Genomic DNA, 16,125 nt, shown 5'->3' with positions numbered 1-16,125 from the left:
GGCGGCCCGCCGTCAGAAATCCAGATCGGCGTAGTGCGCCGGTTGCGGGAAGCCCGGCACCTGGTCGGCCAGGATCGACCGGAAGGCGGGGCGGGACTTTATCTTGGCGTACCAATCCTTGACCGTCTCGCTGCGGTTCCAGTCCACGTCCGAGATATAGTCGAGGGCACTCAGATGCGAGGCCGCCGCGAAATCTGCCAGGGTCATCTGGTCGCCCGCAAGCCACCGGCGCTGGTCCAGCAGCCAAGCCATGTAGTCGAGGTGGAACTTCACCGCCTTCGCCCCGGCTTTGACGTTCGACGACTCCGGATAACCCTGCCCCGTGATCTTCTTGTTCACCCGCTCATAGAGCAGCTTCGACGTCACCTCGTTGTGGAACTTGTCGTCGAACCACGACACCAGCCGCCGTGTCTCGTACCGGCCCTCGGGCGTGGCGGGGAAAAGCGGCGGCTCGGGATACTTCTCCTCGACGTACTCGCAGATCGCCATGCTCTCGGCCATGGTCATGCCGTTCATGCGCAGCACCGGCACCTTGCCGGCCGGGTTGCGGCGCAGGAAGTCGGGGTCGCGTTCCCAGTACCGCTCTTCGACCAGTTCCACCTCGATCTTCTTCTCGGCCAGGCAAAGGCGCACCTTGCGGCAGAAGGGGGAGAGGGGGACGTGAAACAGGCGGTTCATGGAAACACCGGCATTTGTGGGAACCCGCTCTCAATGCCGCAGGGGCGGCCGCATTTCAACTCCCCGCGCCGAAGCAGTCGGCGCGGCCGTCGGCGCGGATCGTCGCCGCCCCGTCCCGGATCGCCCGCGCGCGGCGCTGCACGAAGTCCGAGGGCTGTGCCGCCGACCGGCCCTTGGGGTCCGGCAGGATCGCGGCGAGCAGCGACGCCTGCCCGGCCGAGAGCCCGCTCGCCGTCTCGCCGAAGTAATGCAGCGCGGCGGCGTCGACGCCGAATATGCCTTCTCCGAACTCGGCGACGTTCAAGTAGACCTCGAGAATGCGCTCCTTGGTCCACGCGGCCTCGACCAGCGGGGTCAGCAGCGCCTCAAGCGCCTTGCGCGGCCAGCTGCGGCCCTGCCAGAGATAGACGTTCTTGACTGTCTGCTGGCTGATCGTCGAGGCGCCCCGCACGGCGCCGTCGTCCAGCGCCGCGCGGATCGCGCCCATGTCGAAGCCCCAGTGCAGGCAGAAATTCGCGTCCTCGGCGGCCACGGCGGCGCGCCGCATCTCGGGCGCGATATCTTTGATCGGCACCCACTCGCGATCCACGCCATCCAGCCGGCGCGCCTCCGCGATCATGTACGGCGTCGTCGGCGGGTTCACGACGGCATAGAGAAAAACCCACAGCACGACCAGCGCGACGACCCCCACAAGCCCGCGCGCGAGCCAGCGCCGCAGACGCACGGTCCAGCGCATCTTCGGCGTCTTCGCCTGCTTCTTCTTTTTGTCTGCCTTCTTCGCCACGCCGAACGTATCTCCGCCGCTCGGCGGCCCGTCAACAGCCGTCAGCGCCGACAGCGCGTCAGGTGTGGGCGGAAGCGAAACGACCCGCGGCGTGTGCCGCGGGCCATTCGTGGATCACTCGGCCGGAACCGCCGCCTCCTCGACCCCCAGCGGGTGGCTGAGGTGGGGCAGCATCTCTTTCGGGCAGACCTGGAGGAAGTATGTCTTCTCTTCCTCCCAGTTCTGCAGGATCTCGGCGGCCTTGCGGCTGCGAGTTTCGGCAAGGTGCCGCTCGATCAGGGACTTGAGTCCCTCTTCCCAGTGCTCGACCGTCACCGGGCAGGTCACGAGCGTTTCCTTGTTCATCAGCACCTCGGCCCGGCCCTCGGGATCGTAGAGATAGGCCATGCCGCCGGTCATGCCGGCCCCGAAGTTCGCGCCGATGTCGCCCAGGATCACCGCGACGCCGCCGGTCATGTACTCGCACCCGTTCGAGCCGCAGCCCTCGATCACCGTGTGCGCGCCGGAGTTTCGCACGCCGAAGCGCTCGCCCGCCCGGCCCGCGGCGAACAAATAGCCCGCCGTCGCGCCATAAAGGACGGTGTTGCCGATGATAGTGTTCTCGGACGCCACCAGCGGCGAGTGCATCGGCGGCCGCACGACGACCGTCCCGCCCGACAGACCCTTGGCGACGTAGTCGTTGGCGTCGCCGGACACCTCGAGCTTGAGGCCCGGTGCCGCGAACGCGCCCAGAGACTGCCCGGCGCTTCCCGACAGTTTCACATGCAGGTGGTCGGGCTGGAGCGTGTTGCGCATCCCGAACCGGCGCACGATGTGGCTGGACGTCCGCGTGCCGATGGTCCGCAGCGTGTTCCGCACGGCGTAGGACAGCTGCATCTTCTCGCCGTCGTTGAGGAAGCGCGCGGCGTCCTTCACGATCTCGGCGTCGAGCGTGTCGTCCACCGCGTTGCGATCACGGGTGCGGTCGTAGCGGATCTCGGCCGCGCCATCGACGGTGATGAGCAGCGGGTTGAGGTCCAGATCGTCCAGGTGCGCCGAGCCGCGGCTGACCTGGCTCAGCAGGTCGGCGCGCCCGATCACCTCGTCGAGCGACCGCGCGCCGATCTGGGCGAGGATCTCGCGCACCTCCTGGGCATAGAAGGTGATCAGGTTCACCACCTTGTCGGCGTTGCCGGTGAACTTCTCGCGCAGGCGCTCGTCCTGTGTGCAGACGCCCACCGGGCAGGTGTTCGACTGGCACTGGCGGACCATGATGCAGCCCATGGCGATCAGCGCGGCGGTGCCGATGCCGTACTCCTCAGCCCCCATCATCGCGGCCATGACGATATCGCGGCCCGTGCGCAGGCCGCCATCCGTGCGCAGCGTCACGCGGCCGCGCAGGTTGTTCATCGCCAGGACCTGGTGCGCCTCGGTCAGGCCCATCTCCCACGGGAGTCCCGCGTACTTGATCGAGGTCGCGGGTGATGCGCCCGTGCCGCCGTTGTGGCCCGAGATCAGGATGACGTCAGCCTTTGCCTTCGCCACGCCCGCCGCGATGGTGCCGACGCCCGAGGACGCCACCAGCTTCACCGTCACCTTGGCGCGCGGGTTGATCTGCTTGAGATCGTAGATCAGCTGCGCGAGGTCCTCGATCGAGTAGATGTCGTGGTGCGGCGGCGGCGAAATCAGCGTCACGCCCGGCGTCGAGTGCCGCAGCCGAGCGATCAGCTTGGTCACCTTCATGCCCGGAAGCTGGCCGCCCTCGCCGGGCTTGGCGCCCTGCGCGACCTTGATCTCCAGCTCCTCGCACTGGTTCAGGTATTCGGCGGTCACGCCGAAGCGGCCCGACGCCACCTGCTTGATCTTGGCCGAGGGGTTGTCGCCGTTCGGTTCGGGGTGGAAGTGCGCCGGGTCTTCGCCGCCCTCGCCCGAGTCCGACTTCGCGCCGATCCGGTTCATCGCCACATTCAGCGTCTTGTGCGCCTCGGGCGACAGCGCCCCCAGCGACATGCCCGGCGTGACGAAGCGCTTGCGGATCGAGGTGATGCTTTCGACCTCTTCCAGCGGCACCGGCTTGCCCAGTGGCTTGATGTCCAGCAGGTCGCGCAGGTGGATCGGCGGGTTGTTCCGCATCTTGGCGGAGTACTGCTTCCACAGCTCGAACGAGGCGCGGTCACACGCGGCCTGCATCATGTGCATCGACTGCGCTTCCCAGGCGTGCGTCTCGCCCGAGCGGCGCGCCTTGTAGAAGCCGCCGATGGGCAGCACCTCGGATCCGCTGCGCCAGCCGAGCTGGTGCACCTTCTCGACCTGCTTCTGCAGACCGCCGACGCCGATCCCCGAGATGCGCGAGTGCATGCCCGGGAAGTACTCGGCCACCATCGCGCGGCTCAGGCCCACCGCCTCAAAGTTCAGTCCGCCGCGATAGGAAGAGATCACCGAGATGCCCATCTTGGACATGATCTTCAGAAGGCCCTGGTCGATGGCCTTACGGTAGCGTCCCATCGCCTCGGTCAGCGTGCCGTCGATCAGGCCGCGGTCGATCCGGTCGGCGATGCTGTCCTCGGCGAGATAGGCGTTCACGACCGTTGCGCCGCAGCCGATCAGGACGGCGAAGTAGTGCGGGTCGATGCATTCCGCCGAGCGGACGTTGAGCGAGCAGAAGGTGCGCAGGCCCTTCTTCGTAAGCCACGAGTGCACCGCCGACGTCGCCAGGATCATCGGCATCGGAACCTTCGCTTCGTTCTGGTGCTGATCCGTCAGAACAAGGTGCCCCGCACCCGAGCGAACGGCGTCCTCGGCCTCGGCCCGGATGCGCTTGAGCCCCTCGGACAGCGATCCGTTCCCTGCCGGGAACGTGCAGTCGATCTCGACCATCGGCGCGTTGAACGACTTCACCAGCCGGTCGAACTGCGCGTTACCGACGAACGGCGAGTCGAGCACCAGGATCTCGGTCTGCGACGAATCCTCGTCTAGCACGTTCTTCAGGTTGCCGAAGCGTGTCTTCAGGCTCATCACCCGGAACTCCCGCAGGGAGTCGATGGGCGGGTTCGTCACCTGGCTGAAGTTCTGCCGGAAGTAGTGGCTGAGCGGGCGGTACTTCTCGGACAGCACGGCCGACGGGGTGTCGTCGCCCATTGAGGCGATGCTTTCCTTCCCGTCCTCGGCCATCGGCGCGAGGATGCTCTCGAGCTCTTCGATCGAGTAGCCGGCCGCCACCTGTCGCTTGCGCAACTCGGACCCGCTGAACATCGCGGTCTCGGTTACGGCGGCCAGTTCGTCGTCGAGTTCGGTGATCTTCTCGACCCAATCCCCGAAGGGCTGCGCGGCGGCGAGGCGATCCTTGATTTCGGTGTCGTGATAAAGGCGGCCGTCCGCCATATCGACGGCGAGGATCTGGCCGGGGCCGAGCGCGCCCTTCTCGACCACGCGGCTTTCGTCGACCGGCACCATGCCGGCCTCGGAGCCCGCGATCACCAGTCCTTCGCCGGTCACGACATAGCGCATCGGGCGCAGGCCGTTCCGGTCGAGCCCCGCGCACACCCAGCGGCCATCGGTCATTGCCAGCGCGGCCGGACCGTCCCACGGCTCCATCACCGAGTTGCAGTAGGAATACATGTCGCGCCAGGCCTTCGGCAGCTCCTCGGCCTGCTTCGACCACGACTCCGGTACCAGCAGCGTCTTCGCCATCGGCGCGTTCCGGCCGGAGCGAACCAGCACTTCGGACACCGAGTCGAGCGCGGCGGAGTCAGACGAGCCCAACGGCACGATCGGCTTGATGTCTTCGGCCAGGTCCCCGAACGTGGCCGAGGCCATCCGGATCTCGTGGCTCTTCATCCAGTTCAGGTTGCCCTTCAGCGTGTTGATCTCGCCGTTATGGGCCAGCATGCGGAAGGGCTGGGCCAGCCACCACTGCGGGAAGGTGTTGGTCGAATAGCGCTGGTGATAAATCGCGAAGGCGCTCTCGAAGCGCTCGTCCAGCAGGTCCGGATAGAACTCGGACACGTCCTGCGCCAGCATCATGCCCTTGTAGATGATCGAGCGGCACGACAGCGAACAGATGTACAGCGACGGCACCTGCGCGGCGGCGGCCGCCTTCTCGATCCGGCGGCGGATCACGTAGAGCTCGCGCTCGAACGTCTCTTCGTCGACGCCCTTCGAGTTCGAGATAAGGATCTGCTCAATCTCGGGCCGAGTCGCGTTGGCCTTCGTCCCCAGGCAGTCGATGTTCACCGGAACGTGCCGCCAGCCGTAGATGTAGTATCCCATGCGCAGGACTTCGGATTCGACGATCGTGCGGCAGGTTTCCTGCGCGCCGAAGTCGTTGCGCGGCAGGAATACCTGGCCGACCGCGATCAGCTCGTCCGGGCGGGGCTCGTGGCCGGTGCGCTTGATCTGGTCATAGAAGAACGGCACCGGGATCTGGACGTGGATGCCCGCGCCGTCGCCCGTGCGCCCGTCGGCATCGACCGCGCCGCGGTGCCAGACCGCCTTGAGCGCGTCGATCCCGTTGGCCACCACCTGCCGGCTGGGCTTGCCGTCGATGGACACGACCAGGCCTACGCCGCACGAGGCGCGCTCGTCCTCATCACGATAGAGTGAATGTTCGGCCATCCAGGCACGGCGGGCCGCTTCGCGAGTAGCCCAATCAGTGTCAAATTTGGTCATTGGACGCGTCCTCTGAAAGAAAAGGGGCCGGGCGCGGGCGCGGCGGGCATGGGTGCCCGTCCTCGCGCTGCTCCGGAATTAGGTCCGCGGCGGCGATGCGCCAGCCGACGGCGATCACGTTTCTCGCGCGGCCCGGAACAGGGACCGGCGCAGTCTGTTGGCGGGGTCAGGACGAGCGAAGGGCAGTCGGCCGTTCGCCGCCAGATTGAACAGAAAGGAAGGACGCCATGACGATCCGAGACCCGAAGCTGCTTGCCAGCGCCGCGATGTCCGCCATCATTGTCGCCGCTCCGATGACCGCCCAGGCCCAGACGCAGGCGCCTGAAACTGTCGCCACTCCGGCCGACGAACAGCGCCTGACTTGCGAGGCCGAGGTCGCCGCACTGCGCGAAACCATCCGCTCTGAACCCGATTACGCCGACATCGAGCCCGAGTTCGAACAGCTGATCCTCGCCGCCGAGGACGCCGCGGTGAATTACGACGAGGGCGTCTGCTACATCCGTATGCTCGAGGCGCAGCAGTTTCTTGCCGAAGCCGGCCTCGCCGTCGAAGGCTATTCGGACCAGGCTACCATCTACGAGACCATTGCCAAGGCCCAGGCGGCCGGTGCCCTGACGACCGAGCAGGCCGCCGAGCAACAGCGCGTGACGGTCGCCGTCGAAGCGCGCCCGGCCCGCGTCGCCGTGACGCCCGAAGAGGCGCAGATCACGATCGAGCGCGAAGCCACCGGCGTTGCCGTCAGCCAGCGGCCCAGCGAGATCACGGTCGAGCAGCCACAGAGCACAGTTGCAGTCGAGCAGGCCCAGCCGAACATCGACGTGACGCAGCCCGAGCCCGAGGTGAACGTCCAGGCCCCGGCCCCCGAGGTCGCCGTGACGCAGCCCGAGCCCGAGATCGAGGTCGAGCAGGCGCAGCCGCAGATCGACGTGACGCAGTCCAAGCCGCAGGTCACCATCGACCAGCCGCAACCCGAGGTCACGATCCGGCAGTTCCAGCCCGAAGTCGAGATCACGCAGCCGCAGCCGAACATCTCGGTTACCCAGCCCGAGCCGGAAGTGGCCGTCGTGCAGCCCGAGCCCGAGGTAACGGTCGAGAACGCCGAGCCGGTCGTCACGGTGAACCAGGCCGAGCCGAACATCGACGTGGACTACGCCGAGCCCGAGGTCGACGTGTCGCAGCGTGCCCCCGAGGTTTCGGTCGACGCGCAGCAACCCGAGGTCACCGTCGCCGAGGCACAGCCCGAGGTCAGCGTGACGCAGGGCGAACCGAGCGTCGAGGTCAGCCAGGCCGCGCCGACGGTCGACGTGCAGCAAGGCGAGGCGGACGTCTCGGTCAGCCAGCAAACGGCGCAGGTTACCGCCGAGATGGGCGAGCCGGAAGTTTCCGTCTCCGCCGAACGCGGGGCCGAGGTGGAAACTTCGCGCGAGGAAGGCGTCGATGTTGCCATCGACCGCGAAGCCGAGCCGACCATCGACATCGCCGCGGCCACCGCGGAGGTCGAGGCGCTTGCAATCGAAGAGGTTGAGTTCGCGTTCGACAGCGCCGAGCTGAGCGATGCCGCCATGTCCAACATTCGCGACGCCGCGGACATCGTGGACAGCCAGACGATGGCCGTTCTGGTGGGCTATGCCAGCCCGATCGGCGATGAGCAGTACAACCTCGACCTGTCGCAGCGCCGCGTCGAAAGCGTGCGCCAGGCGATGCTCGACATGGACGTCGACCCGGCGAACATCATGATCGACGCCGCCGGCGAGAATGACGTCGAGGATGCGGCGAGCGAGACCGCACGCGCGGAAGAAAACCGCCGCGTCGAGATTCGCCTGATCCCAGCCAAGGCAATTCAGTAAGCCGAGGCTGCGCAGCCCCTTCATGAGGCGGCAAGCCGGACCAGCGCGCCGTCCCCGGGACACCGGGGGCGGCGTTTTTCCATGCGCGCGCCCGTACGCCGACAGGGCGTGCGGCACGCACTTCGCGTCCCTCCCGCGTCCGTTCGACATCTGGTGTAGCGCGTGCGCCATCCGCTCTCCGTTGCCTGGCCGCCCGAAGCCGACCTGTTCGATGGGCTAGGTAATGGCGGAGGAGAAGCGCCCGCCGGGCGTTCCTCCTTCGCAGTTCTACGGCCGCGCACCGCCATGGGTGGCGGCGCGCGGCGGCTGCCTACTCAGCGGCGATGGCCGCGCCCTGGGTGACATAGTCAATCATGGCTTGCGCCGCCTCGCGCCCGTCGCGGATCGCCCAGACCACAAGGCTCGCGCCTCGCTGGATGTCGCCGCAGGCGTAAACGCCGGGCAGACTGGTGGCGTGGGTGCGGAAGTCGGCCTTGATCGTGCCCCAACGGGTCACTTCCAGCCCTTCCACTCCCCAAAGCCGCACAAGCTCCTCGGGCTCGAAGCCAAGCGCCTTGATCACGAGGTCGGCGTCTTCAACGTAATCCGAGCCCTCGATCAGCTCGGGCACCTGGCGTCCGGTCGCGTCCGGCGCGCCAAGGCGCATCCGCTGAACCATCACGCCCTGCACGGATTCGCCCGTGAAGCCTTTGGGTGCCGACAGCCAGACGAAATCCACGCCCTCTTCCTCGGCATTGGCGACTTCGCGCTGCGAGCCAGGCATGTTCGTCCGGTCGCGGCGGTACAGGCACTTCACACTGGTCGCGCCCTGGCGGACCGCGGTGCGCACGCAGTCCATCGCCGTGTCGCCGCCGCCGATGACCACCACGCGCTTGCCTTCGGCATTCAGCTCACCGGACTCGAACTCGGGCACGTCGTCGCCGAAGCTCTTGCGGTTCGAGGCCGTGAGATAGTCCAGCGCCTTCACGATGCCCTGAGCCCCTACGCCCGGCGCCTGCAGGTCGCGCGCCTTGTAGACGCCGGTGGCGATGAGGACGGCGTCGTGCTTGCCGCGGATGGCGTCGAACGAGATGTCCTCGCCCACGTTGCAGTTCTGGACGAACTCGACGCCGCTTTCGCTGAGCAGGTCGACGTAGCGCATCACCACGTGCTTCTCGAGCTTGAAGCCCGGAATGCCGTAGGTCATCAGCCCGCCCGCGCGATCGTGGCGGTCGTATACCGTCACCTGAATGCCGGCCCGCCGCAGCATGTCGGCGGCGGCGAGACCACCGGGGCCCGCGCCGATCACGGCAACGCTCTCGGGGCGCTCCTGTGCGGGACGGATCGGCTCGACCCAACCCTCTTCCCAGGCCGTGTCCGTGATGTACTTCTCGACCGCGCCGATGGTGACGGTGCCGTGGCCCGACTGTTCAATCACGCAGTTGCCTTCGCACAGCCGGTCCTGCGGGCAGATGCGGCCGCAGATCTCGGGGAAGGTATTGGTGGACTTGCTGATATCATAGGCTTCGCGCAGCCGACCTTCGGCCGTCAGCCGCAGCCAGTCCGGAATGTTGTTGTGCAGCGGGCAGTGCGACTGGCAATAGGGCACGCCGCACTGGCTGCAGCGGCCAGCCTGCTCGCCCGCCTTCTCGGTCGCGAACTCGCCATAGATTTCCCTGAAGTCCGCGCGGCGCAGATCCGGCGGCCGCTTGTCCGGCATGTCGCGCTGCACGTCCACGAATTTCAGCATCTTCTGCTTGGCCATCGACAAGCCTCCAATCTCGGTTGCGCGCTTGATAAATGGAGCGCACGGAAAAGAAAAGGCAGCAATGTTGACCTAGTTCGGAAAATCAGACACCCGATCTTCGCCGCGGCCGATTTTCTCGGTCCATATTTGGGCCGAACCGGACCTATATGCAGGTCTTTCCATTTCAGCGGATGGAAGTAGATTGGCGCCGCACCGCAGAAGGCCCCATAATGACCCTGTTCCACCTGTTCCTCGTGGCCGTGATTCAGGGCCTGACGGAGTTCCTGCCCATCTCTTCCTCCGGCCACCTGATCCTGCTGCCGAACCTGACGGGCATGCAAGATCAGGGACAGGTGATCGACGTGGCCGTGCACGTCGGGACCCTTGGCGCAGTGATCCTCTACTTCTGGAGTGACGTGCGCCTCGCGCTGTCCGGCCTGCCTGACCTGGTGCGCGGACGGATCGACAGCCAGGGCTCCTGGCTCGCACTTTGCCTTGTCATCGCGACGGTGCCAGTCACCTTCGCGGGGCTGATCATCAAGCTCATGCACTGGGACCTGCTTTTGCGATCCACCGCCGTGATCGGCTGGACGATGCTCGTTTTCGGCATCGTGCTCTATTGGACCGATCAGAAGGGCGCCGAGATCCGCACCGCCGAGCGCTGGAGCCTTCGCCACGCCTTCACGATGGGATTATGGCAGGCGCTCGCTCTGATCCCGGGCACGTCGCGGTCTGGCATCACCATCTCGGCCGCCCGTCTGCTGGGCTACGAGCGTCACGACGCCGCGCGGTTGGCGATGCTCATGTCGATACCGACCATCATGGCCTCCGGCGTCCTGCTCGGGGCCGAGGTCGCCGCGACCGCCGACGCCGCCGTCGCCCGCGACGGCGCCATCGCGGCGGCCCTTGCACTGGTGGCAGCGCTGCTGGCGCTGACCGTCATGATGCGACTGGCACGCGTGATCAGCTTCACGCCCTACGTTATCTATCGGATCGTGCTCGGGGTAATCCTGCTGTGGATCGCGTATACCTGAGCGGCGTTTAAGTCTGCGGCCCCTTGTGCCGCAGGTTGCGCGCGCTTTCCTTGATCTCGGCGTACTGGCCCGACGGTCGGAAGCGCCACAGGTAATCCGGCAGCACCGCCTCGGTCGGCGTCGGTACGATCCCGAGATCCGCGAAAGTCTTCACGCCCTCGTGCACCACGTTGTCGCGCTTGAGCTGCTCGACCTGATCCTCGGTGATCGGGCCCTGAAGGATACCGCCCGACACCTTGGAGACGCCGCCGAAGAATCGGCCCATGATGCGGGCAAGTCCGAAAGGAAGCCCCACGATCATGCGGCGGCGGCGGATGGTCCGCAGCATCTGCGCCATTAGGTCGCGGAAGCTTTCGACATCAGGGCCGCCGAGTTCGTAGATATCAGGCTCCGCGCGGCCGGTGGCGCCCAGCTCGGCCGCATGGGCGACATCGTCCACGTAGACCGGCTGGAACTTCGTGTCAGGCCCTACGAGCGGCAGGACAGGGCTCAGCCGCGTCATCGAGGCGAAGCGATTGAAGAAGCCGTCGCCCGGCCCGAACACGATCGACGGGCGCAGAATGACCGCCCCCGGGAAATTCTGCTGCACGGCCTGTTCGCCTGCGGCCTTGGTGCGCGCGTAGGCGCTGTCGCTGCCGGCGTCCGCGCCGATGGCCGAAATCTGGACCAGATGCTCGACGCCCTCCTGGGCCGCGATGCGGGCGATGCGGGCCGCGCCCTGCTGCTGCACAGCCTCGAACGTCTGCTTGCCCGCCTCGGCCAGAATGCCGACGCAGTTCACCACGGCGTCCGCACCCTGCATGACTCGGCGCACGCTGTCGTCGTCGCGGATGTTGCAGAACACCGGCTCGACCTGCCCGACGACACCGTAGGTCTTGGTGAAGTGGGCGTCGTTTGGACGGCGCACGGCGACCCGGACCCGCCATCCCAGCTTGGCCATCCGCCGGGCGATGTAACGCCCGATGAACCCCGATCCGCCGTAGATTGTGACGAGCTTGGCCATGGAAAACCCCGTGTCTGCGGTCACCCCGGTCTTACCGAGCACCCCCGGTGCAGACAAGGCGCAATTCCTTTTCGAGTATCGGCGAAATCCGTGTTGACACCCCCCGCCGCCACCATTATCCCCCGGCCTCACGACACCGGCCCAGGTGGCGGAATTGGTAGACGCGCTAGCTTCAGGTGCTAGTGTCCGTATGGACGTGGAGGTTCGAGTCCTCTCCTGGGCACCATTTCGGCAGATTAACCTACTGATCGTGCACTGTTTCTCGCAAACAGGCCGCGCGCCGTAGTAGGAACTGTAGTAGCCGAAATGCCCTATACCTTCCGCAAGTCCGGTGTCTTTTACTTTCAGCGAATGGTCCCGCAGGACCTCGCCCACCACTACCGAACGCCCCGCATCGCCTTCTCCTTGCGCACTCGCTCACGCTCGGAAGCTCAGAGGGTAGCTAGCGACCTATCAAGCAAGCTCGATGAGCAGTGGCGCTCGCTGCGTGGCAGCCCTGCGTCGGTCTTGGACGGCTTCCTCAAGCAGCCGAATACGCCGACACCCGCTCCACTGTCACCTCTGCCGGTTGGAGCGCAACCGGGGGCTTCCGCCGGGCTGATGAGCGAGGCCGTGGAGCTTTACCTTAAGCATAAAGGGGCAGGAAAACCCAATACCTTTTCGTCAGCGGCTAGGCGAGCGTTGGGCTACCTTACTAGTATCGCGGGCGATAAACCGTTGAACGACTACACACGGCGCGATGCGACGAGCTTCCGTGATGAGTTGTTCAACCGTGGAATGGCCGGATCGTCTGTCAGTCGCACGTTTACGACGGTCAAAGCAGTCTTCAACTTTGCCTGCGCCGAGTGGGGGCTTGATGCGCGGAATCCGTTCGCAGGTGTCTACTTCGACCGCGCCAAAGGCGTGACGCAACGCGAACCGTTCTCGGATGACGAGATTCGGCAGGTTCAGGCAGCGTGCAAAGAAACTGACGATGAACTGAGGTGGATACTCGCGCTACTAGCCGACACAGGGGCGAGGCTAGCCGAAATCGTCGGATTGGCGCGTGAGGACGTCGAGCTAGACCACCCTGATGGGCCGATGCTTCACATTCGCCCGCACCCTTGGAGAACGTTAAAGACGCGTAGCAGCCAACGAAGCATACCCCTCGTTGGTTCTTCGCTTTGGGCGGCACAGCAAGCCACCGCAGAAACTAGAGGAATGCATCTGTTCCCTCGATACACGGACGACGCGCGGTGCAACGCGAACTCTGCAAGCGCAGCGCTGTCGAAATGGTTGAAGAACAACCTCAAAGCCGGCCGTACCGTTCACAGCCTCAGGCACTCGATGCGAGACAGACTCCGTGCCGTGGAATGCCCACCTGATATCGTCGACCAAATCGGAGGGTGGGCGCCCTCGGGGGTCGGCGCAAGCTATGGACGCGGCTACCCACTCGCCGTCCTTCGCGAGTGGATGGAACGCACAGCACTCGGCGGATGATGCGACGGGCGCGTACGCTGCCGCTGCTTCGCTGCATACGCTGTTGCACGCAAAGCTCAGCGTTTCGTCCGCTCGCCGAAACCACATCGCCAACTTCGCGCGGCGGTTGCTCGCGCCGAAAGAGCGATTAAGGTCGCGCCATCCACTAGGAGTAGAAGATGAAAAATAGTCTGTTGATCATTCCGCTAGCCCTCACCGTCTCTGCATGTTCCGGTGGCTCAGGCGGAGGCACAAGCGCAGAGCCGCCTGCCGATGGTGCCTCCGCATCTGTCCTCAGAACCTTCTCTGACGATGCCGGTGTGGTTCGCGGTGAGGTCACCGAAGGAGGCGAGACCGCCGTACTTCTCGCGATGGTTCCCGAGGCACAAGAAGTTGCCGCGAACTTTGGCTCTAGCACCGTTGATCCGACCCTTACCCTAGAGCATGAAGAGGAAATTGGTAGCAACGAGTATGGCACATTTTATGCCGGAGACCTTCGGGTGAACGGCACGGCGGTTAGAGGGATCGGCTACGAGGACACTGATTCCCCTGTAGTTATTGCGTACTTCGAGAACAGCGATGCGAACATGCTCCTCACGGCAGGAGAAAAGCCATCCGACATTCCATCAGGCGAATACGTCTATCGAGGCACCAATGTTATCGGTTATAGAGATGGCTCCGAGATCGAAGACGGAACCTTTGAAATGACTGTCGACTTCACGAATGGAAACGCTCAGATTGACGCACAGACCCCGGACACTGTGTGGAAGAACTTTGAGACAGGGGAAACCGGCACAAACCCGGGCACCTACATGACCGGGAGCGACATTCCGGTTGACGTGCGGAATGGCACATTCGCAAGTAATCGTATCGCCATTGGACGCCGGGGCGTCACGGAAACTGACGGCAGTATTTATGGGTCGTTCCACGGCTCGGGTGCGACAGGCGTGACGGGCATCTATCACGATAATGCGGCGAACCCGTCGGTCGCCGGAGCCATTGCGGGTAACCGCTAAACAATGTCGACTGCTGTAAATCATTGGCTGAGGCTGGCCAAGGATGCAGTCTTGTCGGTAGTCACCTGCGGGGGTGCATTACTGCTCCCGCAGGTGGCGAACGCCAGTTGTGCGGTTGGACAGTCTGACAGGCTTCTCTTGTGGTGCGCCATCGAGCGTGGTCAAGATGGCATCATTCATCCCGCAGATGGGGCGGATTTCCACGCTGCCACCGTCCGGGAAGGTTACCTCGACCAAAACGCAGGAACTTACGGGACAGCTTACGTAACGCCAACACTAGCGTACTCCGGCAATATCAACGGCGGGAATCCGACCGGAGTTCTTGAGCTAGGTGATTTCCGATTTCATCCAGATGAATCGTACGAAAAAACAGAAGGTTGGCTGCTTGGCGGAGCTATTGGTGCGCAACGACGACAATCCGTGGGACCCGGAAGATACCTTGATTTTGCGGGTGGTGTATCTGCCGCATATGCGCCCGCACACGAGACGTCTGTAAATTCAGCCTTCTTCGTTGGGTGTAGCAAAAACCACATGGCGGATTGGTGGTACGCAGATGCGTGCTACTCGGCTTGGGCACATAAAAAAGAACTGAGTGAAGGCGTGCAACAACAGCTAGCGTTCGAGGTTTCCAAGGCATTCTCATCTGCAACAAATCATCATCACCTCGCCTCCATTGGCATACGAGAGGAGTTTGACGAGAACGATTCGCAAACTCAACTGACCACTTCGATTCTCACTGTGCACAGCAAGAACTTCGCAAGTTATGTCGGGTTTGCTTTGGGCGAGGAAGTGGAAGGCGGAGCGCTCGCCCCTCGCACCGAAGTTGAAGTCGGATTGATGACCGTGTTGCGGGATAGAAGTATCGAGCTGTCTGTGGAATACGAGGAACTCGCGGGCGGTCGCGTGCTTGGATTCGATCGGGAAGACGACGCTTGGTCTATTCGTGCATCCGTCGAGCTGACCAAGAGCTTGTCTCTTGATGTTGGATACTCCGAGGTAACGAGCTCTATTGACTATTACAGCGGAGGGACGCCACTTATCGCGTTACGCTTTGAGCCCTATGCGTTCTAGTTGGTGCCGTCGGATTGTTCGGCGTAAGAAGGCATCGGTCTGCAGGTGAACAAGCGTATACAGCGAAGAACCGTTGACAATGCAAGGCCCCTATCAGCGCAGCCGGCCTACTACGGCGCGCGGCCTGTTTGCGAGAAACAGTGCACGATCAGTAGGTTAATCTGCCGAAATGGTGCCCAGGAGAAGGGTTGTGTTCCGTCTCGGGGCGTCATCACGGCTAACCCTTCGGGTCGTGCCCTGCAAAACCAATGATTTAGCAAGTTTGCCCGTGGTGCAACCCAGTCGTGAACTACTACGGTTTCTACTACGGCGCTTATTCCCGTCGCGAAACACGACCTTCCGACGGAGCGCGTTCACTGCGGGACTGCTCCGACATCGGGTTGTCTAGGTGGGTCAGCCCCTCAGGGAGGCGCTGAGGTGACCGTGGAGCCGCCATAAAAGGCGGAAGCGCCCTCCCTACACAGTCAGTTTCAACGACCTCTGCGGGCGGCTCTGAAGCCGTGGATGCGCTTTGGTAAGGAGGGGGCGGGGCGAGTGCCACCCCCGGTGGGTACGTTACCGTATATGGCCGTTCCCCGAGATTTGGGGAAATCCTTCGTCAACCAGTTCAGGGATACCGTGACAGAACTGCAGTACGGGGTGGGGAGCGGCCACAAGTACGGGAGAAGCCGACAGGGTGAGCCGGGGGCTTAAGACCCATTAGGGGGACAGACTGCTATAAGTATCTAATAGCATCTCGTCCCCTCAACGTGGGCTATAGGCCCCCGCCTCAGCCTGTTCACGACATCATGGGCAACCACTCCATGCTCGGATCGAGTACTTCGCCCCACCCTGTGTCCGGTAGCGCAGGATCCCCGCGCC

The 16,125-nt window shown here is 64.3% G+C and carries 10 protein-coding genes, 1 tRNA gene and 1 pseudogene; 7 read left to right on the top strand and 5 right to left on the bottom strand.

The genetic code is table 11. The features are described from left to right. Positions 1-12: 12 nt before the first annotated feature. From fzlA to gltB, 3 genes are all read right to left on the bottom strand, one after another. Positions 13-678, bottom strand: coding sequence for an FtsZ-binding protein FzlA (gene fzlA, locus BM162_RS16560; protein ID WP_093424421.1), 666 nt, complete (start codon positions 676-678; stop codon positions 13-15). Between the two features lie 55 nt (positions 679-733). Next, entirely contained in the window at positions 734-1,462 is a 729-nt protein-coding gene (mtgA, locus tag BM162_RS16555; RefSeq protein ID WP_439332840.1) for a monofunctional biosynthetic peptidoglycan transglycosylase, read from the bottom strand. 114 nt (positions 1,463-1,576) lie between these two features. Further along, positions 1,577-6,109 (bottom strand): glutamate synthase large subunit, encoded by a 4,533-nt coding sequence (gene gltB, locus BM162_RS16550; protein ID WP_093424420.1) that lies wholly within the window; start codon positions 6,107-6,109, stop codon positions 1,577-1,579. Positions 6,110-6,336: 227 nt separating this feature from the next. On the opposite strand from gltB, the gene BM162_RS16545 reads away from it, so the two are divergent. Beyond that, complete coding sequence (locus BM162_RS16545) at positions 6,337-7,956, top strand: OmpA family protein (RefSeq protein WP_093424418.1); 1,620 nt, start codon at positions 6,337-6,339, stop codon at positions 7,954-7,956. Between the two features lie 310 nt (positions 7,957-8,266). Here the strand turns inward: BM162_RS16545 and BM162_RS16540 are convergent, their stop codons facing one another. Further along, the gene (locus BM162_RS16540; RefSeq protein ID WP_093424416.1) at positions 8,267-9,700 is read right to left on the bottom strand and encodes an NAD(P)-dependent oxidoreductase; all 1,434 of its coding nucleotides are present in this window, start codon (positions 9,698-9,700) and stop codon (positions 8,267-8,269) included. A gap of 212 nt (positions 9,701-9,912) precedes the next feature. On the opposite strand from BM162_RS16540, the gene BM162_RS16535 reads away from it, so the two are divergent. Beyond that, complete coding sequence (locus BM162_RS16535; protein WP_093424415.1) at positions 9,913-10,716, top strand: undecaprenyl-diphosphate phosphatase; 804 nt, start codon at positions 9,913-9,915, stop codon at positions 10,714-10,716. A 7-nt stretch (positions 10,717-10,723) separates the two neighbouring features. Here BM162_RS16535 and BM162_RS16530 read toward each other — a convergent pair whose 3' ends face one another. Then, positions 10,724-11,719 (bottom strand): complex I NDUFA9 subunit family protein, encoded by a 996-nt coding sequence (locus BM162_RS16530; protein WP_093424485.1) that lies wholly within the window; start codon positions 11,717-11,719, stop codon positions 10,724-10,726. A 139-nt stretch (positions 11,720-11,858) separates the two neighbouring features. Here BM162_RS16530 and BM162_RS16525 point away from each other — a divergent pair. From BM162_RS16525 to BM162_RS22450, 5 genes and pseudogenes are all read left to right on the top strand, one after another. Next, positions 11,859-11,945 (top strand) — tRNA-Leu (locus tag BM162_RS16525). Positions 11,946-12,025: 80 nt separating this feature from the next. Continuing rightward, positions 12,026-12,196, top strand: a pseudogene (locus tag BM162_RS23530) (DUF6538 domain-containing protein); the annotation flags it as partial. 240 nt (positions 12,197-12,436) lie between these two features. Continuing rightward, positions 12,437-13,198, top strand: a complete 762-nt coding sequence (locus BM162_RS23305) for a site-specific integrase (protein WP_245759306.1) — start codon at positions 12,437-12,439, stop codon at positions 13,196-13,198. 158 nt (positions 13,199-13,356) lie between these two features. Then, positions 13,357-14,193 (top strand): hypothetical protein, encoded by an 837-nt coding sequence (locus BM162_RS16515; protein WP_143096186.1) that lies wholly within the window; start codon positions 13,357-13,359, stop codon positions 14,191-14,193. Between the two features lie 51 nt (positions 14,194-14,244). Beyond that, positions 14,245-15,264: a hypothetical protein gene (locus BM162_RS22450; RefSeq protein ID WP_143096185.1), complete on the top strand. Its 1,020-nt coding sequence runs from the start codon at positions 14,245-14,247 to the stop codon at positions 15,262-15,264. Positions 15,265-16,125 lie beyond the last annotated feature (861 nt).

The organism is Tranquillimonas alkanivorans, assembly GCF_900115595.1.
Classification (GTDB): domain Bacteria; phylum Pseudomonadota; class Alphaproteobacteria; order Rhodobacterales; family Rhodobacteraceae; genus Tranquillimonas; species Tranquillimonas alkanivorans.
Note: the sequence above shows the minus strand (reverse complement) of the source record. Positions and strands in the feature narration are given on the sequence as shown.